General features: G+C 65.6%; 22 protein-coding genes, 1 tRNA gene and 1 riboswitch. Of the genes, 10 read left to right on the forward strand and 13 right to left on the reverse strand.

What is annotated here, in order from left to right; all coding sequences use genetic code 11:
* The first annotated feature begins 72 nt into the window (after positions 1 to 72).
* Positions 73 to 999 (forward strand): hypothetical protein, encoded by a 927-nt coding sequence (locus tag MH112_RS07290; protein ID WP_296565869.1) that lies wholly within the window; start codon positions 73 to 75, stop codon positions 997 to 999.
* 29 nt (positions 1,000 to 1,028) lie between these two features.
* Here the strand turns inward: MH112_RS07290 and MH112_RS07295 are convergent, their stop codons facing one another.
* From MH112_RS07295 to MH112_RS07330, 8 genes are all read right to left on the reverse strand, one after another.
* Positions 1,029 to 1,640, reverse strand: a complete 612-nt coding sequence (locus tag MH112_RS07295) for a glutathione S-transferase family protein (RefSeq protein WP_296565873.1) — start codon at positions 1,638 to 1,640, stop codon at positions 1,029 to 1,031.
* A 99-nt stretch (positions 1,641 to 1,739) separates the two neighbouring features.
* Entirely contained in the window at positions 1,740 to 4,631 is a 2,892-nt protein-coding gene (uvrA, locus tag MH112_RS07300; RefSeq protein WP_296565875.1) for an excinuclease ABC subunit UvrA, read from the reverse strand.
* 104 nt (positions 4,632 to 4,735) lie between these two features.
* Positions 4,736 to 5,941, reverse strand: a complete 1,206-nt coding sequence (locus MH112_RS07305; RefSeq protein ID WP_296565878.1) for a dipeptidase — start codon at positions 5,939 to 5,941, stop codon at positions 4,736 to 4,738.
* Positions 5,942 to 6,106: 165 nt separating this feature from the next.
* Positions 6,107 to 6,535, reverse strand: coding sequence for a PaaI family thioesterase (locus tag MH112_RS07310; RefSeq protein ID WP_296565881.1), 429 nt, complete (start codon positions 6,533 to 6,535; stop codon positions 6,107 to 6,109).
* The gene (locus MH112_RS07315) at positions 6,532 to 7,026 is read right to left on the reverse strand and encodes a 6,7-dimethyl-8-ribityllumazine synthase (RefSeq protein ID WP_296565883.1); all 495 of its coding nucleotides are present in this window, start codon (positions 7,024 to 7,026) and stop codon (positions 6,532 to 6,534) included. Before MH112_RS07315 ends, MH112_RS07310 begins: the two co-directional genes overlap by 4 nt.
* An 87-nt stretch (positions 7,027 to 7,113) precedes the next feature.
* Positions 7,114 to 7,273: riboswitch (FMN riboswitch) on the reverse strand.
* 70 nt (positions 7,274 to 7,343) lie between these two features.
* On the reverse strand, positions 7,344 to 7,787 hold the full coding sequence (locus MH112_RS07320; RefSeq protein WP_296565886.1) for a flagellar basal body protein: 444 nt from the start codon (positions 7,785 to 7,787) through the stop codon (positions 7,344 to 7,346).
* 5 nt (positions 7,788 to 7,792) lie between these two features.
* Positions 7,793 to 8,113 carry a rod-binding protein gene (locus MH112_RS07325; protein WP_296565889.1) on the reverse strand — a complete coding sequence of 107 codons (321 nt, stop codon included), beginning with the start codon at positions 8,111 to 8,113 and terminating at the stop codon, positions 7,793 to 7,795.
* The gene (locus MH112_RS07330) at positions 8,113 to 9,219 is read right to left on the reverse strand and encodes a flagellar basal body P-ring protein FlgI (protein WP_296565891.1); all 1,107 of its coding nucleotides are present in this window, start codon (positions 9,217 to 9,219) and stop codon (positions 8,113 to 8,115) included. The genes MH112_RS07325 and MH112_RS07330 overlap by 1 nt, the downstream gene beginning before the upstream one ends.
* Before the next feature lie 209 nt (positions 9,220 to 9,428).
* Between MH112_RS07330 and MH112_RS07335 the strand changes: the two genes are divergently transcribed.
* Positions 9,429 to 9,887 carry a flagellar assembly protein FliX gene (locus tag MH112_RS07335; protein WP_296565894.1) on the forward strand — a complete coding sequence of 153 codons (459 nt, stop codon included), beginning with the start codon at positions 9,429 to 9,431 and terminating at the stop codon, positions 9,885 to 9,887.
* 72 nt (positions 9,888 to 9,959) lie between these two features.
* Positions 9,960 to 10,385 carry an RNA polymerase-binding protein DksA gene (gene dksA, locus MH112_RS07340; RefSeq protein ID WP_296565898.1) on the forward strand — a complete coding sequence of 142 codons (426 nt, stop codon included), beginning with the start codon at positions 9,960 to 9,962 and terminating at the stop codon, positions 10,383 to 10,385.
* Between the two features lie 33 nt (positions 10,386 to 10,418).
* Here dksA and MH112_RS07345 read toward each other — a convergent pair whose 3' ends face one another.
* On the reverse strand, positions 10,419 to 11,027 hold the full coding sequence (locus MH112_RS07345; RefSeq protein ID WP_296565901.1) for a TIGR00730 family Rossman fold protein: 609 nt from the start codon (positions 11,025 to 11,027) through the stop codon (positions 10,419 to 10,421).
* A 186-nt stretch (positions 11,028 to 11,213) separates the two neighbouring features.
* Between MH112_RS07345 and MH112_RS07350 the strand changes: the two genes are divergently transcribed.
* Both MH112_RS07350 and MH112_RS07355 read left to right on the forward strand, forming a co-directional pair.
* On the forward strand, positions 11,214 to 12,005 hold the full coding sequence (locus tag MH112_RS07350; protein WP_296565904.1) for a hypothetical protein: 792 nt from the start codon (positions 11,214 to 11,216) through the stop codon (positions 12,003 to 12,005).
* Positions 12,006 to 12,096: 91 nt separating this feature from the next.
* The gene (locus tag MH112_RS07355) at positions 12,097 to 13,851 is read left to right on the forward strand and encodes an ABC transporter ATP-binding protein/permease (RefSeq protein ID WP_296566233.1); all 1,755 of its coding nucleotides are present in this window, start codon (positions 12,097 to 12,099) and stop codon (positions 13,849 to 13,851) included.
* Between the two features lie 5 nt (positions 13,852 to 13,856).
* Here MH112_RS07355 and MH112_RS07360 read toward each other — a convergent pair whose 3' ends face one another.
* The gene (locus MH112_RS07360; RefSeq protein WP_296565905.1) at positions 13,857 to 17,096 is read right to left on the reverse strand and encodes an efflux RND transporter permease subunit; all 3,240 of its coding nucleotides are present in this window, start codon (positions 17,094 to 17,096) and stop codon (positions 13,857 to 13,859) included.
* 93 nt (positions 17,097 to 17,189) lie between these two features.
* Positions 17,190 to 18,251 carry an efflux RND transporter periplasmic adaptor subunit gene (locus MH112_RS07365; RefSeq protein ID WP_296565912.1) on the reverse strand — a complete coding sequence of 354 codons (1,062 nt, stop codon included), beginning with the start codon at positions 18,249 to 18,251 and terminating at the stop codon, positions 17,190 to 17,192.
* Positions 18,252 to 18,492: 241 nt separating this feature from the next.
* Here MH112_RS07365 and MH112_RS07370 point away from each other — a divergent pair, with 241 nt between their 5' ends.
* Positions 18,493 to 18,933 carry a VOC family protein gene (locus tag MH112_RS07370; RefSeq protein WP_296565916.1) on the forward strand — a complete coding sequence of 147 codons (441 nt, stop codon included), beginning with the start codon at positions 18,493 to 18,495 and terminating at the stop codon, positions 18,931 to 18,933.
* Between the two features lie 63 nt (positions 18,934 to 18,996).
* On the opposite strand, the gene MH112_RS07375 is transcribed toward MH112_RS07370, so the two are convergent.
* Positions 18,997 to 19,072, reverse strand: a tRNA-Asn gene (locus tag MH112_RS07375).
* Between the two features lie 561 nt (positions 19,073 to 19,633).
* Between MH112_RS07375 and phnD the strand changes: the two genes are divergently transcribed.
* From phnD to phnE (MH112_RS07395), 4 genes are read left to right on the forward strand one after another with little or no spacing between them, the layout of a single operon-like run.
* Positions 19,634 to 20,581: a phosphate/phosphite/phosphonate ABC transporter substrate-binding protein gene (gene phnD / locus MH112_RS07380; RefSeq protein ID WP_296565919.1), complete on the forward strand. Its 948-nt coding sequence runs from the start codon at positions 19,634 to 19,636 to the stop codon at positions 20,579 to 20,581.
* A complete protein-coding gene (locus MH112_RS07385; RefSeq protein ID WP_296565922.1) occupies positions 20,578 to 21,432 on the forward strand; it encodes a PhnD/SsuA/transferrin family substrate-binding protein in 855 nt (284 codons plus the stop codon). Before phnD ends, MH112_RS07385 begins: the two co-directional genes overlap by 4 nt.
* On the forward strand, positions 21,429 to 22,316 hold the full coding sequence (gene phnE, locus MH112_RS07390; RefSeq protein WP_296565924.1) for a phosphonate ABC transporter, permease protein PhnE: 888 nt from the start codon (positions 21,429 to 21,431) through the stop codon (positions 22,314 to 22,316). The genes MH112_RS07385 and phnE (MH112_RS07390) overlap by 4 nt, the downstream gene beginning before the upstream one ends.
* Entirely contained in the window at positions 22,316 to 23,137 is an 822-nt protein-coding gene (phnE, locus tag MH112_RS07395) for a phosphonate ABC transporter, permease protein PhnE (protein ID WP_296565926.1), read from the forward strand. Before phnE (MH112_RS07390) ends, phnE (MH112_RS07395) begins: the two co-directional genes overlap by 1 nt.
* Here phnE (MH112_RS07395) and MH112_RS07400 read toward each other — a convergent pair.
* Positions 23,134 to 24,009 (reverse strand): PfkB family carbohydrate kinase, encoded by an 876-nt coding sequence (locus MH112_RS07400; protein ID WP_296565929.1) that lies wholly within the window; start codon positions 24,007 to 24,009, stop codon positions 23,134 to 23,136. The genes phnE (MH112_RS07395) and MH112_RS07400 overlap by 4 nt on opposite strands.
* Between the last annotated feature and the right edge of the window lie 150 nt (positions 24,010 to 24,159).

Consider the following 24,159-nt stretch of genomic DNA (forward strand, 5'->3'; position numbering starts at 1 on the left):
GCCTAGTTTCTCCACGGAAGGTCGGCGACTCCAGGCGTTTAAGGCTTTTGGGGCGCGGATCGGGGAGCTGTGATGTCCAACTTTTCTCCGGGTGATGTGGCCTTTGAAGGCTTCCGGATCATGCGGGAGCACCCGAGGGTCGCACTGATCTGGACGGTGTTTCACCTCCTGGTCTCGTTCGTCAGCGCCACCGCCCTGATCATGTTCGGGGGCGAAGGCTTTCTGCAGGCCGACAACGCCGCGGACATGTCCACGGAAGAGCTCGCCGTGTTCATGCGGGATATGGCCCCGGCCTACCTGGTCCTGGCGCCAATCGGGCTGCTGGTGGTGTCGATATCGGCCGCTGCCGTCTATCGCCTGCATCTGCGGCCGGATGAGGCCATCGAGCATGGCCATTTGCGGCTGGGGGGCGATGAGTTCCGGCTCATCTTGCTGACAGTGGTCTATTATCTGCTGGTGATTGTCGGGGTGCTGGCCCTGTCCGTGGTGGCGGCGGTGGGGGCAGCCTTGGCCTCATTCGCCGGTCAAGGTGCCACGACCCTGACCGGGATCGGCATGATGGTGTTCTTCGCCGGGGTCGGGATTTATGTGCTGGTTCGCCTATCCCTGGCGCCGGTTCTGACCTTCGAGCATCGCCGTCTGGTGGTCTTTGGGTCCTGGGCCCTGACACGCGGCCACTTCTGGCGGCTTCTGGGCGCCTATCTTCTGGCGCTCATCCTCATCTTGGTGATCAGCCTGCTCATGATGGTCATCTTCGCCGCCCTGGCCGGGATTGCGACCGTGGCCCTTGGCGGAAGCCTGGAGAGCGTCGGCGAGGCCTTCCAACCGGACTTCAGCTCGTTCGCCGCCTATATCTCGGTCCAGACGATCCTCTATCTGATCTTCAACGCCCTGCTGACCGCCATCTATTATCCCGCGATCCTCACCCCGCAGGTCATCGCCTACCGGGCCTTCAGTCCGGCTCCAGAGCTCGGGATCGGGTCAGACGCTGTCGTCTGACCCGCCCGTCAGAAGGCGAGGGGCGCGCGTCAGGCCTGGGCGCTGGGGCGGGCGGTAACCCGCTGATGCCAGGCGGCCAGATTGGCGTGCTCGGGGTTCATTTCCAGGCCGATCCAGGTGGCGAAATCCACCGTGGACAGGGCGCAGATGTCGGCCACCGTATAGTCGTGACCAGCGATGAAGTCCCGGCTGGCCAGTTCCCGGTCCAGCCACTTGAGCGCGCTGGCATAGGCCTCGCGGTTCGACTCGCCAAAGTCTTTGTACTGGTTCAGCAGGGCGGCGGTGTAGGGGTGGGCGTGGCGCCAGAAATTGCCCACCGGGGTCATCAGCACGAACTCCACCCGGCGGACCCACATGTCCACATGGGCCTTTTCCAGGGCGGTGCGGCCAAACAGCGGCGGCTCAGGGTGGGTTTCCTCGAAATAGCGGCAGATGGCGACGGTCTCGGAGATGGTCGCCCCGTCGTCTAGCTCCAGGGTCGGGATCTGGCCGAGCGAGTTCTTGGCCCGGTAGTCGGTCGACTTGTGTTCGCGCTTGCGCATGTCGACTGTGGTTTCGGGCAGATCGATGCCCTTTTCCGCCAGGAAGATGCGGACGCGGCGCGGGTTCGGCGCCGGCATGGGCGCGCCGTAGAGGATCATCAGTCAGCTCCAATCGCTTAAACGAATGGCGCGAGGCTATTTCAAACGAGCGTTCGCGCAAGGCCTGACCTGGGTTGAGGGCCTCGAACCCTCCAGACCTCAGGCGCTCTTGCGGCGAGCCAGGCGGCGCTGTTCGTGGCGGTCCAGCACGTCCTTGAGGTAGCGGCCGGTCCAGCTGGCCGGCTGGGCGGCCACGGCCTCCGGCGTGCCCACCGCGACGATCTCCCCGCCGCCGTCGCCGCCCTCGGGGCCGAAGTCCAGCAGCCAGTCGGCGGTCTTGATGACGTCGAGATTATGCTCGATGACCACGATCGTATTGCCCTGGTCGACCAGCTCATGGAGGACCTCCAGCAGCTTCTGGATGTCCTCGAAGTGCAGGCCGGTGGTGGGCTCATCGAGAATATAGAGGGTCCGTCCCGTGGCCCGCCGGGACAGTTCCTTGGAGAGCTTCACCCGTTGGGCCTCGCCCCCGGACAGGGTGGTGGCTGGCTGGCCAACCTTGACGTAGCTCAGGCCCACCCGCTTCAGGGTCTCCATCTTGTCGCGCACGGTGGGCACGGCCTTGAAGAAGTCGGCGGCCTCCTCGACGGTCATGTCCAGCACGTCGGAGATGGACTTGCCCTTGAACTGGATCTCCAGGGTCTCGCGGTTGTAGCGCTTGCCCTTGCACACATCGCAGGTGACGTAGACGTCGGGCAGGAAGTGCATCTCGATCTTGATCAGGCCGTCGCCCTGGCAGGCCTCGCAGCGGCCGCCCTTGACGTTGAACGAGAAGCGACCCGGCCCATAGCCGCGCGCCTTGGACTCGGGCAGGCCGGCATACCAGTCGCGGATCGGCTGGAAGGCGCCGGTATAGGTGGCCGGGTTTGAGCGCGGGGTGCGGCCGATGGGCGACTGGTCGATATCGATGACCTTGTCGAAGTTCTCCAGCCCCTCGATCCGCTCATGCTGGGCCGGCGCGTCGCTGGCATTGTGCAGACGGCGGGCTGCGGCCTTGTAGAGGGTTTCGATGGTAAAGGTGGACTTACCACCGCCGGAGACGCCGGTGATGCAGGTGAAGACCCCCACGGGGATTTCCCCGGTCACGTCCTTCAGATTGTTGCCGCTGGCCCCAACGATGCGGACCATCTTCTTTTTCGAGATCGGCCGGCGATCCCGGGGCACGGCGATCTCGCGGACGCCCGACAGATACTGGCCGGTGATGCTCTTGGGATTGGCGATCACCTGCTCAGGGGTGCCCTCGGCGACGATGGTCCCGCCATGGACCCCGGCGGCCGGCCCCATGTCGATGACGTAGTCGGCCGTCAGGATCGCCTCCTCGTCGTGCTCGACCACCAGTACCGAATTGCCCAGGTCGCGAAGGCCGCGCAGGCTGTTGAGCAGACGGGTGTTGTCGCGCTGGTGCAGTCCAATCGACGGCTCGTCGAGGACATAGAGCACCCCGGTCAGCCCTGACCCGATCTGGCTGGCCAGGCGGATGCGCTGGCTCTCGCCGCCCGACAGGGTGCCGGAATTGCGCGACATGTTCAGGTAGTTGAGGCCGACATCCACCAGGAAGCGCAGGCGGTCATTGATCTCCTTCAGGATCCGCCGGGCGATCTCCATCTGCTTGTCGCTCAGGCTCTGCTCCAGGGCGCTGAACCATTCGCGGGCATGCTGGATCGACAGACGGGAGATTTCCCCGATGTGCCGGCCGTCGATCTTCACCGACAGGGCCTCAGGTTTCAGACGATAGCCCGCGCAAACCTCGCAGGGGGTCTCCGACTGGAAGCGCCCCAGTTCTTCTCGCACCCAGGCGGAATCGGTCTCGCGCCAGCGGCGCTCCAGATTGGGCAGGACGCCCTCGAAGGTCTTGTTGACCTCATATTTGCGGGCGTTGTCGTCATAGACGAAGTGGATCTTCTGGCCCTTGGTGCCGTTCAGGATCACGTCGCGGGCGGCATCCGGCAGCTTCCACCAGGGCTCGTCCATGGAGAAGTCGTAGTGACGGGCAAGGGCCTGCAGGGTCTGGGTGTAGAGGGGCGAGGGGCCCTTGGACCAGGGTGCCACCGCACCCTTGTGCAGGGACTTTTCCTTGTCCGGGATCACCATATCGGCGTCGAAGGCGAGCTTGGCCCCCAGGCCGTCGCAGGCAGGGCAGGCCCCGAAGGGGTTGTTGAACGAAAACAGCCGCGGCTCGATCTCGCTGATCGAAAAACCTGAGACCGGGCAGGCGAACTTCTCGGAGAAGATGATCCGCCGGGGTTCGCTCTCCCCCTCGGTGACATCGGCCCATTCAGCGGTGGCGATGCCGTCGGCCAGCCGCAGGGCGGTCTCCAGGCTGTCGGCGTAACGGGCCTCCTGGTCTCTGCGGGTGACCAGCCGGTCCACGACAATGTCGATGTCGTGCTTGAATTTCTTGTCGAGAACCGGCGCATCCTCGATGGGATAGAAGGTCCCGTCGATCTTCAGGCGCTGGAAGCCCGCCCGCTGCCACTCGGCGATCTCCTTGCGGTACTCACCCTTGCGGCCGCGGACGACAGGGGCCAGCAAATAGAGCCTCTCCCCGTCGGGCAGGGCCGAGAGCTTGTCGACCATCTGGCTGACGGTCTGGCTTTCGATGGGCAGGCCGGTGGCCGGCGAATAGGGCACGCCCACCCGCGCCCAGAGCAGACGCATATAGTCGTGGATCTCAGTGACCGTGCCGACGGTGGAGCGCGGATTGCGGCTGGTGGTTTTCTGCTCGATGGAGATGGCTGGGGACAGGCCCTCAATCAGGTCCACGTCGGGCTTGCTCATCAGCTCCAGGAACTGGCGGGCATAGGCCGAGAGGCTCTCTACATAGCGACGTTGGCCCTCGGCATAGATGGTATCGAAGGCCAGCGAACTCTTTCCAGACCCCGACAGGCCCGTGAGCACCACCAGCTCGCCCCGCGGGATGTCGACATTGACATCCTTGAGGTTGTGCTCGCGGGCACCGCGCACGCGGATGAAATTCAGCTGATCGGCCATGATTGTCCTGGAAGCCCCGCCAGCCGCCCAGGTTCCAGACAGCCGACCTCTATGTAATGCCCGGACTCAGAGATAACACGAGAACAAGTCGAGAACAAAGACCCTCACCGGGTGGCGGCGGCCTGCACCTGCTCCATCGCCCGCAGGACATTGCCCCCCCAGAACTTGTCGAGATCGGCCTGGGTAAAGCCAGCGGCCACCAGACGTTCGGTAAGCGCTGGGAAAGCCGTCACATCCTCGAAGCCCTCAATGCCGCCGCCCCCGTCGAAGTCGCCGGAAATGCCCACATGATCGATGCCCACGGTCTCGACCACATGCAGGATGTGCTTCATCAGATCATCCATATTGGCCCGGGGCACCGGGTACTTCGCCAGGATAGCGGCGCGCTGCGCCAAATAGGCCTCGCGCTGCTCAGGCTTCACGTCCCGCTGCGGGCCGTAGGTCTCTGTCAGGGCGGCCAGGGCAGCGATCCGGTCGGGATTGCGCGGGGTCTCGACCATATAGCCGGAGAAGGCGTTGAGCTGGATCACGCCGCCCTTGTCCGCCAGCTTGCGCAGCAGATTGTCGGGGATGTTGCGCGGGTGGTCATAGACCGCCTTCACCCCGGTATGGGACAGGATCAGCGGCGCCCGCGACAGGTCCAGCATCTGGTCAAGGGCCGCGTCTGACGCATGGCTGGGGTCGATGACAATGCCCAGGTCATTGGCGTGGCGGACAAAGGCCCGGCCCTCCTCGCTCAGGCCGCCCCACTCCGGGCCTTTGGGGTCGGTCGAGGAATCCGCCAGGTCATTGTTGGCGAAGTGAACCGGACCCATCATCCGGACCCCGAGCCGGTAGAAGGTTTCCATCAGCGACAGATCGCCCGTCAGTGGAGACCCGTTCTCCAGGCTGATGAACACGAACTTCTTGCCGTCGGCCACGGCAGCCCGGGCCTCGGCGGGTGTGGTCACCAATACAAAATGCTCATGGTGCCGGGCTGTCATCTGCAGGATTTCGACCGTGCGGGTCAGGGCATGATCGCGCGACCACATGTCGGCCACCGCATCGCGCCCGCGCTGCGGCGTGAAGACCACGAACACCCCCCCGTCGACGCCGCCCTCGACCATGCGGGGATAGTCCACCTGGGTCCCGTCGATGGCAAAGTCGTGCCGGTCCATAATGCTCCAGCCCCGGGCCGAGAAGTTGGCCGGGGTGTCGAAGTGGGAGTCCAGAACAATGGCCTGGTCGTGCATCTGCGCCGGGGTCTGGGCATGGGCTGCGCCGGCTGAGGCGAGGACGAGGAGGCTGGCGAACAGGGCGCGACGGGACACGGGCGAAACTCCTTCAAGGGGCCGAGGCCGCAGTTAGGGCCACGGGGATGCCCCGCGCAATGGCGCAGGGGTGGGACTCCCGGGAGATTTCCCCCCGGGAGCTGTCATTGAGCGACCCCAGGAGCCGGTGCCAGAAAGCCGGGCTCCTGGACCTGCGCCTTAGGCCTAGGCGGCCGCATCACGCTGTACGCGACGGAACACCCCGTTGGCCCGGGCGCAGGAGACGCCGTCCGCCCGGGCGAAAGCCTGGGCAAACGCCAGCGTGCCGCCTGTGCGGACAAACTCGGTCTCAAAGCTCAGCCACTGGCCGATCTGGGCGGCTTCCAGGAAGTCGACGCTTAAATTGACCGTCAGCATGGACGCCTCGCCCCCGGCGGCCTGGACGCAGGACAGCCCCATGGCGTTGTCGCACAGGGCCATGATCAAGCCCCCATGGACAAAGCCACGGCCATTGACGTGGGGCTGCCGGGCCCAGAGGCCGAGGATGACCGCCTGGCCCGTGGTGCGGGCATAGATCGGGGCCCAGGGATCGGTGAGGGGACTTGTCCGCCCATGCAGGATGAACCCATCGGGCGGGGGCTGATCGACCGTCATGCGGCCGCCAGCTTGGCCAGGCTCGCCAGGGTGCCGGCGCAGGCGTGAGCAGCTTCCTGGCCCTTGATCTTGAAGTGAGCGCCAAAGAAGTCCTGGTGAACCTGATGCTCGTGGAAGTGATGCGGTGTCAGGACGACGGAGATGATCGGCGTCTCGGTGGCCAGCTGCACCTGCATGAGCGCGGCGATGACGGTCTGAGCGACGAACTCGTGGCGATAGATGCCGCCATCCACCACGAAACCCGCCGCCACCACGGCGGCGTAGCGGCCGGTGCGGGCCAGGCTCTGGGCGTGAAGCGGGATCTCAAAGGCACCAGGCGTTTCGAAGCGGTCGATGCGCTCGGGTCCAAAGCCTAGCTCACCCATGGCCTCCACAAAGCCCGCATGGGCCTGATCGACCACATGGCGATGCCAGAGGGACTGGATGAAGGCGATGCGCGCGGCGCGAAAGGCGCCATTGGCGGTGGGCAGTTCGAAGGCGGCTTGGGTCATGGTCTTTTCCCTGACGGGTGGATGAACCACGACTCAGGGGCGCGCTGGACGGACCATAGGGACGCACGCGCCCCTAGAGTGTCGCCCAACGGTTCTCATAACCGGACTCTAACCGTCGGCCCCGGGATCCCACCGGGTCTGCTCGTCCCTGGCGGCGGTGAGGCCGACAGGCGCCCGCGGGCTCGTCCAGGCCGCGAGGCCCGGCATTACCGCCGGTGGGGAATTTCACCCCGCCCTGAGAACGTAGATCGCCGGAACCCCCGGCGACGGCATGACCTTAGACTCAGGTCGGGGCGTCAAACAAGCGTTTGACCCGATCAGGCGCGCTGATTGAGGGTGATGGCTGAGGCGGCCTTGTTGGCGGCCTGGTCCGATCGGGGGCCATAGCCTGTGGCGTCGCTGCGTTGGGCGGCGACCTCGTCGGCGATCGCTTTCACCAGGCCTTCCGTCACAGTGCGGGCCGCCGAAATGGCCCGACCCTGCCGCGCTAGAACCGCATCAAAGGCCTCGGTGGCCCGGATCAGCCGGGTCCGCTCGGCCAGGGGCGCTGCGGCCACAAGGTCAGGATTGGCCCGGACCCGGGCTGACTCGTGGCGATAGATATTGGCCAGCCGGGTGGTCTCTTCCATCTGGTCGGCGGCCTTGTGCGGCCGGCCTTCCTCGAAGGCCTGGGCGCTCAGGGCCACCAGCTCGGTGAGGCGTTCGGTCAGCAGGCTCAATTGTTCAACGCGGTCCTGCGCGTCAGTTGCGGCGATCGCCATGGCGGTTACTCCTCCAGGCCCTGTAGTTTCAGCATTTCGCGGGTGACGGTGTCGGCCAGACCGATCCCGCCGCTCTTGGCGGTCTCCCGGGCGAAGGACTCGGTGAGGAAGGAGCGGAACTGGGCTTCAGCCTGTCCGCCGCCAAAGGGCGCGGAGACCTCGGTGGCGGTGAACATCTGCTGCATCATGATCGACAGGAAGGCCGCCTCGAAATCCTGGGCGGTCTTCTCGATCTGGCCACGCTTGGCCAGGGCGGCGGTATCCTGGGCACCCGATGCGGCACCTGCGCCGGGGACGATGGCGGAGAGCGGCGAGAGTCCGTTCATCACATCACCTCGATTTCAGCCTGGAGGGCACCGGCAGCCTTGATGGTCTGCAGGATCGAGATCATGTCCCGCGGCGTGACCCCGAGGGCGTTGAGGCCGGCCACCAGGTCCGAGAGCGCCGCGCCATTGCGTACGGTGATGAACTGCTTGCCGCGCTCCTCCTCCACGTCGACTTCGCTCTGGGGGATGACAACGGTCTCGCCCTGACTGAAGGGGGCCGGCTGGACCACGGCGGGGAATTCCTGAACCCGGATGGTCAGGTTGCCCTGAGCAATGGCCACGGTGGAGACCCGAACGGCTTCGCCCATGACAATGACGCCCGAGACTTCGTCGATCACCACCTTGGCGGCATTGTCCGGCTGAACCGGCAGGTTTTCGATCTGGGCCAGGAAGGCGGTCATGTCCTGACCTACCGGCGGACGAACGGCGACAATGGTCGGGTTCTCAGCGTGCGCCGTACCGGGGAAGCGGCGGTTCACCGCCTCGGCGATGCGGCGGGAGGTGGTGAAGTCGGGATTGCGCAGGGTCATGCGCATCTGGCCCATGGAGGCCAGCTGAAATCCGACCTCGCGTTCGACAATGGCCCCGCTGGCGATTCGCCCGGAGGTGGGCACGCCCTTGGAGATGGATGAGCCCGACGCGCCTCCGGCCGAGACCGATCCGGTCTGCACCGTGCCCTGGGCCACGGCATAGGCCTCACCGTCCGCCCCCATCAGCGGGGTGACCAGCAAGGTGCCCCCTTGCAGGCTCTTGGCGTCCCCCATGGCCGAGACGGTGGCGTCGATGGGGGAGCCCGCCGCTGAGAAGGCGGGCAGCCGGGCTGTGACCATGACGGCGGCCACATTCTTGGTGTTGAGATTGGCGTCCCGGGTATTGATCCCCATCCGCTCGAGCATGGCCTCCATGCTCTGGCGGGTGAATGGGGCGTTGCGCAGGGAGTCGCCGGTGCCGTTCAGGCCGACTACAATGCCGTAGCCCACCAGCATGTTGTCGCGCACGCCCTCGAACTCGACGATGTCCTTGATCCGCGAGCTGGCCAGGGCCGGGCCGGTCGCCAGGCTGAGGCAGAGCAGGACGGCGCTGAAAAGCCGAAGAGGTCGGAACATGGGCGCTTACCACCATACGAGGGGTCGGCCCTTCCCCTTGCCAGCCCTGTGCCATGGGGGAGGCTTTGGAAGTCTCGTAAAATCAATGCGCTATCTTGAGGGGAGTCCCGGCGCACTCAGCCCGGTGCAGATTTTGCCCGGCATTAACCATACCCTAAGCGGCGGAGCCGAGACTCTGGACTGTGAGTGGCGTTGGTAAAGCGGGACGTATGAAAGTCACGGGTTCGGGGGCAGCGGGACCGGCATCCGGCGCAGGTCGCCCCAAGGGGGCCTCCGGGGGCGAGGGGTTCCGTCTGCCGAGCACTGCGGGGGCGTCTGCTGCGTCTGCGGCTGGGCCCACGGGCGTCGTCGCTTCGGTCGGGGGGCTGAGCGCCTTGTTGGCCTTGCAGGAAATGGGCGGCCCCCTGGAGCGCCGTCGCAAGGCGGTCAGCCGGGCGGGGCGGATTCTTGATGTGCTCGATGAGGTCAAGCTGGCCCTGGTCAGCGGCGAGCTGTCCCTCAGCCAGCTTGAGCGACTCACCCGGGCTGTGCGCGAGGAGCGGGCGGCCACCGAAGATGCCGCCTTGGAAGGCGTTTTGAATGAGATCGAGACCCGGGCTGCGGTCGAACTGGCCAAACTGGAAATGGCCCGGAACGCCGGTCTTCGAGTGACGGGCGAGTCGCGTTGAATGTCACAGAACATCTGCTATATAGCCGCCTCCCCAGTTCCAGGGAGCAGTCCAGGGGCGTGAGGTATCGTTATGGCGACCACTGTCATGGCTTTAGAGAGTTCTTATCGTCCGTCTGAGGACGAAGAGTTCATGAATGAGCGCCAAGTCGAGTATTTTCGACAGAAGCTCATGACTTGGAAGGAAGAGATTTTCCGCGAAAGCCGGGAAACTCTTTCGCATCTGCAAAATGAAACTGAAAACCTGCCTGACGATATAGATCGGGCCTGGTCAGCGACGGATCGTGCGCTGGAATTGCGTACCCGCGATCGTCAGCGCAAGCTGATCTCCAAGATCGATGAAGCGTTGCGGCGGATCGAGGACGGTTCCTACGGCTACTGCGAAGAGACCGGCGAACCGATTGGAATCGCTCGGCTGGAAGCCCGTCCCATCGCCACCCTGAGCCTGGAAGCCCAGGAGCGCCACGAGCGCCGCGAGCGGGTCCACCGGGACGACTGAGCCGTCACGACGGGGCTGGCCCGTCGGCGTGGCTCAGGTCACCCTGGTGGTGGTCAGGGCCGCGCCCTCCTGGTCTCCCAGGGCGAGACGGCCGTCAAGCTGCGGCAAGATTTCCGCGACCGTAGTGGCCACAGCCCAGCTGTCCATGAAGTCGGCCGGGGTGAGATTTGCCGCCACGGTGTGCTCTAGCAGCTGAAACAGGGGGTCCCAGAAGCCTGCCGGGCTGTAGAAAACCACAGGCTTTCGATGCAAATCCAGGCGGCGCCAGGACAGGAGTTCGATGATTTCCTCCAGTGTGCCAATGCCGCCGGGGAGCACCACGAAGCCGTCGGACCGCTCGAACATGATCTGTTTGCGCTCATGCATGGAGCGCACGACGATGGTCTCCACCACGTCCAGGGCGCGCTCCCGGCTGGTCAGGAATTCCGGAATGATGCCAAGCACATCGCCGCCAGCCTCATGGGCGGCCCGGGCGCAGGCCCCCATAAGGCCGACGCCGCCACCGCCGTAGATCAGGCGTCGATCTTCCAGCGCCAGAGCCCGGCCAAACGCTGCCGCATCCGCCAGAAGGGAGGGAGCTGCGGCATCCGATGAGCCACAGAAGACGCAGACCGACTGGATGCTGGGGGGCGAAGCGCCCATAGGATAGAAACTCCGGAAAGGCGGGCCGCACAGCCGATGTGCGGCAGCCAGAAGGTGTACGAGGTCTTGCCCGTCAGAACGTGCTGGACAGCCTTAGCCTAGAGCACGATTCAGCGGACATTGGATTTCACCTGACCCGCTCAAGCTGTGGCGGACCCGGAATCCCCCTAGCTAGGGTCTGACAAGATGCGTTTCAAGCCAGCCTTCCTGACCCGCGCGACCCCAGCCGCCCTGGTGTTGGTCTTGCTCAGTGGCTGTGGCGAGGGCCAGGTGGTCACGGGCTCGCCCCTGGGACGTGAGCCAGAAGCCCCGACCACCTATCTTGCGCCCCCTCAAGCCCAAGCCCTTTTGGCCTCACCCCAGGGCATGCGCCTGGCCGGGCAGGCGGCCCCCGGCGCAAGGGTCCGCCTCGCGACGCCTGAGGGCGAGGTTCGGCTGACAGAGGCCGACAGCCGGGGGGCCTGGCAACTTGATCTGGGGACGAGCCGCGCGCCGCAGATCTTTGGCCTGTCGATGACTGTCTCAGAGCGCACGGTTCAGGCCGAGGGCTATCAACTGGTATTGCCGGATGGACGGTTGGTGCTGCTGCGGGCCGGCACCGGCGCGGTCGTGGTTCAGGGGACCGAGGGCAACAGGATCGTCGCCTTCGATTTCGATGAGGAAGGGGGGGCTGTGATCTCCGGCCTTGCGCCGGCCGAGGCGATCCTGTCGGTGCGCATCGACGGGCGTACGGTATCGACCAGCGGTCGGGTCGATGGGGCGGGGCGGTTCAGCCTGCCCTTTGGCGCGCCGGTACCGCCGGGGCCTCACCAGATCCGGGTCCTGGGGGAATCTCTCGATCTCCGCGCCGAGGTGGATGCAACGCCAGCGCGCCCACCGGCCTCTGGGGCCTTCCGCGCCACGGCGACAGACTATGGCCTGCGCATTGACTGGCTGACCCCCGGCGGCGGTCTGCAATCAACCCTGTTGGTGAAGTGATGAGAATGTTCCGTTGAGCCCCCCAGGACTGAGCCGCGGCCGGGGCGTGGGTGACCTGGCTGTCGCCGGTGACTTCCGCTTCTGGCCGGCCATGGCGGATCTGGGGGACCTGGTGATGCGTTCGGGCGCGCCGCAGCTGCGCCTGCGGCTGGCGGCTGCCGTGATCCTGGTCCTGATCGGCAAGGTCGCTGCCGTCCTTTCCCCTGTGATGCTGGGGGAAGCGATCAACACCCTGTCGGTTCCCGGCGGTGTCGTGGCGGTGGGCTCCGGCTTCATGGGTCTTGCCATCGCCTTCGCCGGTCTGCGCCTGCTGGCGGCCTGCGCGCCCTTCGCACGGGACGCGATCTTTACCGCCGTCTCCCAGTCCACCATGGCCACGGCGGCCGTCGAGGGCTTTGGGCATGCGGTGTCCCTGTCCCTGGACTTCCATCAGAGCAAACAGACGGGGACCCTGGCGCGGATCATTGAACGCGGGGCGCGGTCCACCGACTTCCTGATCCGCAGCGTGGTGTTCAATCTCGGTCCCACGGCCGTCGAGCTGGTGCTGGCCATGGGGGTGATGCTGCTGCGGCTGGACTGGCGCTTTGCCGCGACCGCCTTCCTGACTGTGGTGATCTATGCCGTGGTCACCTTCAAGATCACCGACTGGCGGCTGTCCCACCGTCGGGAGCTCAATGAGGCCGACGCCAGCGCTGCGGGCCTGTCGGTGGACGCCCTGATCAATTTCGAGACGGTGAAGACCTTTGGGGCCGAAACCCGGGCGGTGGGTGCCTATCGCTCAGCTATGAACCGCTATGTGGGGGCCGCCGTCACCGCCAACACTTCGCTCTCGCTGCTGAACGGTGCCCAGGCCGTAATCTTGAACCTCGGCCTGGCGGTGATGACGGTCCTGGCCGGCCTGGAAGTCGCCGCCGGAACCATGCGGATTGGCGATGTGACCATGGCCATCCTGCTGCTCATCGGCATCTATGCGCCACTCAATATGCTCGGCTTCAACTATCGAGAGATCCGCCAGGCCTTCATCGACATGGAGCAGCTGGTGGCCCTCACGGGCCGCACCCCCGACATCGTCGACGCCCCCGGGGCGCAGATTCTGCCGCCGGCCGCCCCCGATGGCGCGCGGCTGGAATTCAGGGATGTGGGCTTCCGCCATGACGCCCGCAGCCAGGGTCTGCGGAATGTCAGCTTCATAGCTGAACCCGGGGCCACCGTCGCCCTGGTCGGGCCGTCCGGTGCCGGCAAGACCACGGCGGTTCGGCTGGCCCTGCGGCTGATTGATCCGCAGGAGGGCGCTGTGCTTTTGGACGGGCTGGATCTGCGCCAGGTGCGTCAGGCGGCCCTGCGTCAGGCCATAGCCCTGGTGCCCCAGGACGTGGCCCTGTTCAACGACACCCTGCGGGCCAACATCGCCTTTGGTCGGCCCCAGGCCAGCCTCACGGAGATTGAGGCGGTGGCCGCTGCCGCCGAGCTCGCCCCGTTCATTGAGTCCCTGCCAGACGGCCTGGAAACCCGGGTCGGCGAACGGGGCTTGAAGCTGTCGGGCGGGGAGCGCCAGCGGGTTGGCATTGCCCGGGCCCTGCTGGCCAATCCCCGGCTGTTGATCCTCGACGAGGCCACCAGCGCCCTGGACGGGCGCACGGAAGAGGCTATCCAGGCCACCCTGCGCAAGGTGCGCACAGGTCGTACCACCCTGGTGGTGGCCCACCGTCTGTCGACCATTGTCGACGCGGACCTCATCGTCGTCCTGCGGCGGGGCCGGATCGTTGAGACCGGAACCCACGAGGCCCTGCTGGCGTCAGCCGGGGAGTATGCCGCCCTGTGGCGACGCCAGACCCGCCAGCGCTGAACCCCTTATTCTGCAGCGGCGGGGGAGGGGCTTTCGGCCTCGACGGGATCGGTCTTGGCCGGTCCCCGCAGCCCCAGCTTCCCGCGGCCCCATCCGGCAAGCCGGCCCAGACGCTCCTTGTAGACCTTGGGGGCTGCCAGCATCACAGGGGTCAGGACGAGGGTCAGCAGGGTGGCGAAGGACAGGCCCCAGACCACGGCAGCTGAGAGCTGGACCCACCACTCCGAACCCGGTGCCCGATACTCGATGTGCCCGACCCGGAAGTTGGGATGCAGCTGGAACATCAGCGGCAGGAGGCCAACGACCGTCACCACGGTCGTCAGGATCACCGGGCGGAAGCGCTGGGTGGCCGACCGCACGGCGGCGTCATCGGCGTCGTAACCTGACCTGCGCAGCTGGTAGTAGGTGTCCACCAGCACGATGTTATGGCCCACCACGACGCCGGCCAGGGCGACGATTCCGGTCCCCAGCATGATCACCGAGATGTAGTTGAAGGTGCCAAGGAAATTGATCTGAACCCCCAACAGCACGCCGACGGTGGACAGGGCCACGGCCGACAGGGTGACCACCACCCCGTAGAAGCTGTTGAACTGCCAGAGCAGGATAACCCCCATCAGGAACAGGGAGACGGCCATGGCGACGATGAAGAACTGGGCCGCCTCCTGGCCCTCTTCGTCAGCCCCGGTGAACTTCCACCGGACATCGTCGCTGATCTGCGCCTGCTCAAGCCAGGGGCGCAGTTCGGCGATTTTCTGATTGGCGGCCACGCCTTCGATGGCATTGGCCTGAACGATCACCAGCCGCTGCCCGTCCCGCCGCTGGATTGTCGTTACCTGCTGAGCTGGGGCCTGCCGGATGAAGTAGCTGGCCGGGACAGGTCCAAGGGCGGTGGAGATCTTCAGGTCGTCGAAGGCGGCAATATTGCGTGCCTCGGCGGGGAAGCGCACCCGGATGTCCAGCTCGTCCTCGGCATCGTCCGGGCGGAACCGGCCCACCAGAACCCCCGTGGTGACGAACTGGATGGCCTGGCCCACCGACAGAACGTCGACGCCATAGCGCCCCGCCGCCTGGCGATCGACGGCCAGGTTCAGCTCGATGCCCGGAGAGGTCCGGTTGTCTTCCAGTTCGAAGAGCTCAGGGTCGGCCTCCAGCCTTGCCCGGATGAGATCGGCCGCCGCATTGAGCGCCTGGGGGTTCTGGCTGCGAAGCTCGACCTGAACATCCTTGCCGACGGGGGGCCCGCCCTGTGGTTCGCGGACCTCGATCAGCACCCCGGGCATGTCGTTCAGCCGGGTGCGGATGTCATTGAGGATATCGGCACCCCGGAGCCCAAGTTCGCCGCGTTCCTCAAAGTCCAGCAGATCGACCTGCAGGCGACCGACCGTGTCGTTCGGCGGCCCGCCGCCGCCACCGCCGGGGCTGGCGGCCCCAGACCTCGTATAGATGGAATCCACGCCGGGCACGTCCAGCAGCCGCGCTTCGACCTGGCGCACCAGCACGTCGTGGGCCTCGGGCGACAGGTTGCCGCGCGCCTTGACATAGACCTGGGCCCATTCCGGATCCTCTTCCAGGAAGAACTCCGTCCGGTGGGTGGTCGAGCCGAACCAGGCCACGATGACGATCACGATCAGCAAGGTGCCGGCGAAGGTCCGCGTGGGCGCAGCACTGAGCGTCCAGAGCATCCGGGCATACCAGCCCATGAAGCCGGACATTTCCCGGGGATCGCCCCGTTCAGACTTTTCGATCTCGGCCAGATGCGCCTCATCGACCGCCGCCTTGCGGCCAAAGATCGAGCCTAGGGCCGGCGTGAAGATCAGAGCGATGAAGATCGACGCCCCCAGGACGTACATCAGGGTCAGGGGCAGGAAGCTCATGAACTTGCCCGGGATCGAGTTCCAGAACATGAACGGCAGGAAAGCGCAGAGCGTCGTCAAAGTGCCATTCAGGACGGGGAAGAACATGCGCTTGCCGGCCGCGGCGAAGGCCTCTTCCTTGGGCAGGCCCTCGGCCATTTTCCGGTCGGCGTACTCGACCACCACAATGCCCCCGTCCACCAGGATGCCGACGGCCAGCACGAGGCCGAACATCACCATCTGATTCAGGGTGACGCCTGCGGCATTGAGCATCAGGAAGGCCAGCATGAAGCAGGCCGGGATCGCGGCGCCCACCATCAGACCCTGCCGGATGCCCAGGCTGTAGACGATGATCATCATCACCAGGATGGTGGCGATCAGCAGGCCAGACTCCAGCACCGACAGGGTCCGGTAGATGAAGTCGCTCTGGTCATAGGTGAAGGACACACGGACGGTGTCGGGCCAACGGGTCTCTTCTTCGGCCACCACCGCCCGGACGGCGTCGACTGTGTCGAGGATGTTGGCACCGCTCCGCTTGGCCACTTCCAGCGACATGGCCGGCTCGCCATTGAAGCGGGTGATGAAGTTCGGTTCCTTGAAGGTGCGCCGAACCTCGCCGATGTCGCCGACGGTGATGACCCGATCGCCGCTCTTCTTGATGGGCAGGCTGAGGATGTCGGACGGGTCTTCGACCACGCCGGGCACCTTGACGGCGAATTGGCTGCCCCCAGACCGCAGGTTTCCGGCTGGGACCAGCTGGTTGTTGCGACTGATGACCTGGGCAAGTTCCCCGGTGGTGACGTTGTAAGCCTCCATCCGCAGGGGATCGATGGTGACTTCGAGCATTTCCTCGCGGCCGCCGGAGAGTTGCACCTCCAGGACTCCTGGCGCAGCCTCCAGGCGATCCTGCAGGGATCGGGCGATCCGATAGAGCTCCCGTTCCGGGGCGGCCCCTGACAGCATGATGCCAATGATCGGCTCGCCGCTGAAATTGGCCTCTTCGATGATGGGCTCTTCAGCATCTGGTGGGAACCGGCCCCGGGCCAGATCCACCTTGGCCCGCACCTCGGCCAGGGCGGTGTCCTTATCAAAATCGGCCTCGAACTCGAGATTGACGATGCCCATGCTCTGTCGGGCGGCGGAGTTCATCTCCTTCAGCCCCTCGATGGACTGAAGTTCCACCTCCAGCGGCTTGACCAGCAGGCGCTCGGAGTCCTCCGGGCTTACCCCCGGATAGGGGACAACCACCGAAACGAACGGGAAGTCGATGTCGGGATTGGACTCCCGGGGCATGTCCAGATAGCCGAAAAACCCAAAGATACTGGCAATCAGCGTGACGCCGAGCACGACTTTCCGCCGCTTGATGGCGCCGTCAATCAGCGGACCGATCATACTCTCAAAGCCTTCTGTGCGGGGCGCCCTGGAGCGCGCTCCCTAAGAGTGGAACTCGGCATTACGGTCAAAAACACGCTTTAAAACTGGACTTTAGCGAGCCAAGGCCACGCGAACCTTCTGGCCTTGATCAACATAGGATTGGCCGACCGTGATGATTCGAGCCTCCCCGGTCAGCCCGCGAACCCAGACCCCTTCGGCCGTCTCCTCGGTCACCTGAACCGGCGTGAAGATGACGATGTCGTCCTGGCCCACATGGCGCACGCCTTGCCGGCCTTCGGCGTCGAGCACCATGGCCGATGGGGGCACCAGATGTGCCGGGCCCGCAGCGGTGGTGATCTGCACATCGGCCGACAGGCCAGAGCGAACCGCCTGCGAAGGATTGCCGGCCACGACCTCCAGTCGGTAGGTGCGGGTTTGAGGGTCAGCATCCCGGCTGACGAAGCGGACCTGGCCCGACAGGGTTTCCCCCGAGATCAGGGTCGCCGTGGCGGGCTCGCCAATGCGAATCTGCCCCGCCTGCGTTTCAGGAACATTGCCGACGATCAGGATGGGGTTGAGTTCAATTACAGTTCCACAGGGCTGACCCGGCGCAAGATAGGTCCCGATCTCGGCTTCACGATTATCGAAGACCCCCGCGAAGGGCGCGCGGATATTCACCTGTTCCAGGGCGATTTCAGCCTGGCGAACGGCGGCGGCGGCCGCGTCGAGGCTGGCCTGATCCTGGAGCACCTGGGTCTCAGAGCGGAAGCCCTTTTCAGCCAGGGCGGCAGACGCGCGGCGCTGCAGTTCGCGCGAGCGCAAGGCCGCTCGGGCCTGATCCAGGGCCGCCTGGCGGGCGTCCACCGACAGCCGGCAAAGCACTTCGCCCTTGCGCACAAAGCCGCCCTCCCGGGCTGGTGTGGCGGCGACAACGCCAGGTGTCTCGGCGCGGACCACGACGGTGCGCGCGGCCTCGGTGCGGCCCCGCAGGGTCACCAGATAGGGACGGTTGACCTCCGGGGTCACGCTGACCTGCACCTGTGGCGCCTGTTCGGCCACCTCGGGTTCTTCAGCCGGAGTGTTGTCGCCCCCCAGCAGGGACATCCCCACGAAATACACCACCAACACGCCAAACACGGCGAGAATGAAGATGTGAGACGCCTTCAGACGCATGCGATTCAATTTCCCCAAGCCCTTCCGGAGGCGTGAACCCCCTGGAAGGCTGCAGCCTCGCGTTCTTTGAGACTCCGTCGGGGTTGTGCGGCGGGCACCGTCACCGTGCAAATGAATTCGCAGACAGGATGGGGACTGTGCCGCAACTACCCCTGACGAACCTGATTTTGCGGCCTAGACTGGACCGAAATTCTGCGGGCTCCGCCTGGGGTGCCCTGCAATCTGAGAGACGGACGCACGAATGAGATACCTGCACACCATGGTTCGCGTACGCGATCTCGAGGCATCCCTGGATTTCTATTGCAGCAAGCTCGGCCTGGTGGAGGCCTCGCGTTTCGAAAACGCAGCGGGCCGGTTCACCCTGGTTTTCCTGTGCGCTCCGGGGGACGAGGCAGACGCCCGCGCGCGGCGGGCCCCCATGGTCGAGCTGACCCATAACTGGGACCCTGAAGACTATCAGGGTGGCCGCAACTTTGGTCATCTGGCCTATGCGGTGGACGACATCTATGCCGCCTGCCAGCGGCTCATGGATGGCGGCGTGGTGATCAATCGCCCCCCCCGGGACGGGCATATGGCCTTTGTACGCTCTCCCGACGGCATTTCGATCGAGTTGCTGCAGGCCGGCGCGGCTCTCCCCCCGGCGGAGCCGTGGGTGTCCATGGCCAATCAAGGCCAATGGTAGAACCAGGGTGAGTTGATTGGGATGGGGCGGCCATCGACACTTGGGTCGGCGGCGAAAGAACGGTGGCTCCCCGAGCAGGACTCGAACCTGCGACAAGTCGGTTAACAGCCGACTGCTCTACCAACTGAGCTATCGGGGATCAGCACCGTAGGGCGGCGGCTATACGCTGGGCTGGCCGGTGGTGCAAGTCTCTGGCGCGCGCCTATCCACAGCGCAGATCAAAAAAAAGCCCGGCCAAAGCCGGGCTTGAGAAGGTTGGTGATGGTGGGGTGTCTTCAAAGAAGACCTGACCAACCTGTCCAATTATGGTTAAGGCGAGATTAACGATGCGGGCGGCGTGAGAGTCGCCACGGGTCTGTCAGGCGGCAGATTGAGGAGCCTCCGGTCGGGCCCCGCGAACAAGAGTGCGCCCCCTTTCGAGAAGCTGAGGACATACAGAACCGCATGCAGATCATTCTGGAGAGTCGAAACCTCGCCTAGGGGCTAGCGTTCCTGAAAGTCAGCCCGATTGCCCTCCGGGACAGGGTGTCCAGGTGCGTCGGGCCTTTCCCACTTTGCGACCGCTCACCCAACAAGTTTGGCGACCATTGGCCCCTCGCCGCAGGCGGGTGTCACTGCGGCTTCACGTGCAGATGCGAAACCTCCGGCTTGGCGTCGGACTTCATGTGGCGCCGCGACATGACAGCGTAGAGGTTCCCCCATGCGGCGGCGATCAGGTGCGATCCTGGCGGCGATCGGCCTTGGACTTGCAGGCTGTAGCGGCGAGACGAAGGTATCCGACGGAACGTGGCAAAGTGAGATGCGCGAAGTCAGGATGGCGGTGCGGGGGTCCGAGGACGATCCCATGATCACCCGGCGTCTGACCGCCTATAAAGACTATCTCAGCCGCGCCACCGGTTTGCCGGTCAAGCTCTACGAGTCCTCGGACTACAACGGGACCATCCAGGCGCTGTCCAGCGGCCAGGTGGACATCGCCACCATCGCAGGCGGCGGCTACGCCAATGTGGACGCTCAGATCGGTGACCTGGCCGAGCCCATCCTCACCATTCGCCAGGCCGAGGGTGACATCGGCTACTATTCCGGCCTGCTGGTGATGGCCAGCAGTCCCTACAAGTCGATCCAGGACCTCAAGGGCAAGACCCTGGGCTACGTCGATTTCAACTCCACCTCCGGCTACCTCTATCCCCGCGCCGTCATGCGAAGCCAAGGCATCGAGCCGGAAACCTTCTTTGGGCGCTCCAGCTTTGCAGGGGGGCACACCCAAGCGGTGATGGCCCTCGACAATGGCCAGTTCGACGCCACCATCATCAATATGGGCGGCGGCGACCCCGTGAACGGGTTCACCACCGGTGCTCACTTCACCATGGCGCGGCGCGGGGTGGTGGATCTGGACGACTTCCGGATCATCTGGACCGCAGGGCCCATGCCCAACAGTGCTGTGGTGGTTCGCACCGACAGACCCCAACCGTTCATCGACGTGGTGCGCGGCGCCATGGCGGCTCTGCCCTATGACGATCCCGAGGTCTGGGGCGATATCGGGCAGCCGGACGGGGCGGCGTTTACGTCGGTGACCCGCAACCATTACGCCGAAATCATCAAACTGCGGGCTGACGACATCGCCGCGCGCCGCAGCGGAGAACGTCAATGAGGCGCTTGCTTCTTGCCTGTGGCGCCGTTCTGCTCAGTGCTGCCCAGGCGCAGACGCCCACCCTGCCCATTCGGATCGCCGATATCAGCGGCCAGGCTGGCCCGTGTGCGCCGCCACCTTCCGACGCGCCGGCGGCCCAAAAGGCCTATCTGCAGCTTCTGGCTGAACGGATGAGGACCGAGGTCCTCAATTGCCCCATGCCAGATGCCGCCGCCGCAGCCAAAGCCCTCGCGGCTGGCGAGATTGATATGGCGCGCCTTGACGGAGCGGCCTTCGCGCCGGTGTCCGATCAGGTGCGCAGCATACTGACCACCCGTGCGGTGGGCGACCTTAGCCGGCTGCCCATCGTGGTCGCCACCCTGGGCAGCTCAAAAGCTCAGAACCTGGCCGACCTTGCGGGCGCGACCCTGGTGTTTGGCGGGCCGATGAAGGCCAGCCTGCAGGTTCCCCGGCAGGCGCTGGGCGACTATGGGGCTGATGAGGCCTTCTTCGGGGCCCAGACTGTGGCCCGCGACTATGAAGAGGCCGCTGCCCTGCTGCGGAGCGGTCAGGTCCAGGCGATGGCGCTCCATGCTGGTGCCTGGCAAAAGCTCTGCAGGAGCGACGAGTCAGACGCAGATGTCTGCAGTGACCTGCGGATTATCTGGCGACAACGCCCTGTCGCCGATCAGGCCTGGGCCATGCGGCTTGATACGACGGACGACCGCCGCTTCCGTATCGTGGGCATCCACGTGGCGCTCCATAACCAAGCCCCGGACATCTTCGCGTGGCTGGCCGGTCCAGGCGCCGAGGAAATCGAGCCCACCGAGCCCAAGGCCTTGCTTCATCAGGGACCGACGGTCGGATCATGAGTTTGACCCACCCCACTGTCGCAGCGTTTGAACAGGAACGTCGGCGGATGTTGATCCGCCAGCGAGCTCAAGCCGCCGTCGGTCTGGCGATTTTCACCGTGCTGCTGGTCGTGTCCTTTCAGCGGAGCCAGTTCTTTGGCTCCGAGATCGGCGGCGACCCGCTGGGGCGGCTCCTCGACTTTCTCCAGCGCATGAACCCGCATCTGAGGCCTGAGGTGCTGCTTGAGGACCGTCAGACCCGGGGCTCGCTGCACTCCTGGTTCTACGCCCTGCCCATCTGGTTGAAGGCGGCCTGGCAAACGGTGCAGATGGCGATCCTGGCGACCGCCCTCGGGACGGTCCTGGCCCTGGGTGCCTCTTTTCTCACCGCCCAGAACATCATGCCGTTCGCCCCGGTCCGCTTTGTGGTGCGACGCATTCTGGAAGCGATCCGCACCCTCCCGGATCTGATCATGGCCTTGATCCTGGTGGCGGCCTTTGGGGTCGGTCCCCTGGCTGGCGTCTTGACCCTGACCATTTCCACCCTCGGGGGCCTGGGCAAGCTGTTTGCCGAGATCAACGAGGAGATCGATCCCCGTCAGCTGGAGGCGCTGCAGGCCAGCGGCGCAGGTCCCCTGAAGAAGATCCGCTATGGGGTCATGCCGCAGGTGCTGCCGAACTATGCCTCCTATGCGCTGATCCGGCTGGAAGGGAACCTGGCGGGGGCTGCGGCCCTGGGCATTGTCGGGGCTGGCGGCATCGGTATCGAGCTGCAGAGGGCCATCACCTACACCGAGTTCGACACCTATCTGGCGATCCTGCTGATCATCATCGCCATGATCTTCCTGATCGACCTGTTCTCCGAGGCGGTGCGCCATCGCCTCATCGGTCTGGAGAAGGCCTGATGTCGAAAGACACCTATGATCAGGCTCTGGCCATTGCGCCGAACGCCCTGCGCGCGCCCTGGACCCGCCGGGTACGGGACGGGGTCCTGTTGCTGCTGGCCCTGGCTGCCCTGGTGGGCATGGCCATTGATCTTGGGCTGGCACCTGGTGCCCTGATGACCGGCTTTGGCAAACTTGGCCGGTTCCTGGGCGAGATGTTCCCGCCGTCCTCCGGCGGTCAGTCGGTGCGGATTATCAGGGCCCTGGGTGAGACCTTCGCCATGGCCTTCGCCGGCACCGTGATCGCCGCTGTGGTGGCGCTGCCGCTCGGGGTCATCGGGGCCAAGACGGTGGTCTCCCATCCGCTGCTTCATTTCGGTTTCCGTCGGTTCCTGGATATCTTCCGCGGAATTCCGGCCCTGGTCTGGGCCCTGATCCTGGTGTCAGTCTTTGGTCTGGGTCCCTTCGCCGGGGTTGTGGCTCTGGCCCTGGCCGACATTCCCAACCTCGCCAAGCTGTTCTCCGAGACCCTGGAGAACACCGATCCCAAGCCGATTGAAGGCGTCCGCTCGGCCGGCGCGCCGCCCCTGGCGGTGATGCGGTATGGCCTGGCCCCGCAGTTCGCGCCTGTGGCCACAAGCCAGACCCTGTTCTTCCTGGAGGGCAATTTCCGCAATGCCGGCGTCCTGGGGATCGTCGGTGCCGGGGGCATCGGCTTTGAGCTGGATGAGCGGATCCGCATCTTCGCCTTTGACGAAGTGGCCTTCATCATCCTGTTGTTCATGATCTGCGTGGCCGCTCTCGACACCCTGTCGAGAGCCCTGCGTAACCGCCTGGCCTAGGCCTGATACGGTCGGTAGAGACCTGGCCCCGCGTCCACAGGGGCAGAACTGCTCAGTCCCACGGTGACAGCGCCCCAGGCGCAGGCCTGGATCAGCGCTGGCTCCATGTCGGCCCCGGCGCTTAGGGCCTCCAACAGGCCAGCCGCAAACACGTCGCCTGCGCCTGTGGCGTCGACCACCTTTGCGGCCGGTGGGCGTACGGTGACCGGCGCGCTGTGGCTATAGGCGCTGGCACCGGCTGCCCCATGGGTCACGACAATCGCCCTCAGGGCCGCGCCAAACACCGCCTGGGCGGCGGCAAAGGGCGCTTCCAGGGTGGCGGGGTCCAGGTCATCGGCGGAACAGACCACCACATCGGCCCGGCCGCGATAATGGGGTGCAGGCCAGTGGACCACCACGGGGCCCCGGCTGACAGCGGCCCAGGCCTCAGCCCCGGGGAAGGCGGCCCGCAGATAGAGCCCGCCAGGCCGCACCTCGGGGTGATCTTCGGGGGCGGGCAGGGGGGGCAGGACCAGGCGGCCTCGATCGAGATCAAGTCCCATCACCACCCGTTCTCCGTCGGGCTCAATCAGGATCAGGGTTGTGCGGCTCTCCCCAGGCCTTCGCCCGACCAGCGCCACGTTCAGGCCGGCGGCTGCAGCCATGGCGATGGCTTCATCCCCGCCGGCGTCCCCGGCCACCAGGCTCGCCAGGCGGACATGGTGTCCCGCCTTATGCAGCGCCACGCCGGCATTGGCCCCGCCGCCCCCCAGGCGGGGTGCCAGCCGCGCCTCAAGGCTTCGCCCGGTGACACGGCCGCCCTTTTCGAGGTGCCCCTCCAGCCAGACCGGCCGGTCCAGGGCCAGCGCGCCGATCACCAGGAAATCTGCCATGCCATCGCCTCCGCAGACTTCCCCCTAGGCCAGCCCGGTGACGGGGGCGAGACACCCCGCATGGGCCAAGCCGACAAATTGTCACTTGGTAGGCGCAAGGCGCCCGAGGGCCGTCACGCCGGGGTCACTGGTGGTGCCTAAGCTGACACC

The sequence above is a fragment of the Phenylobacterium sp. genome (genome assembly GCF_022402485.1).
GTDB lineage: Bacteria > Pseudomonadota > Alphaproteobacteria > Caulobacterales > Caulobacteraceae > Phenylobacterium.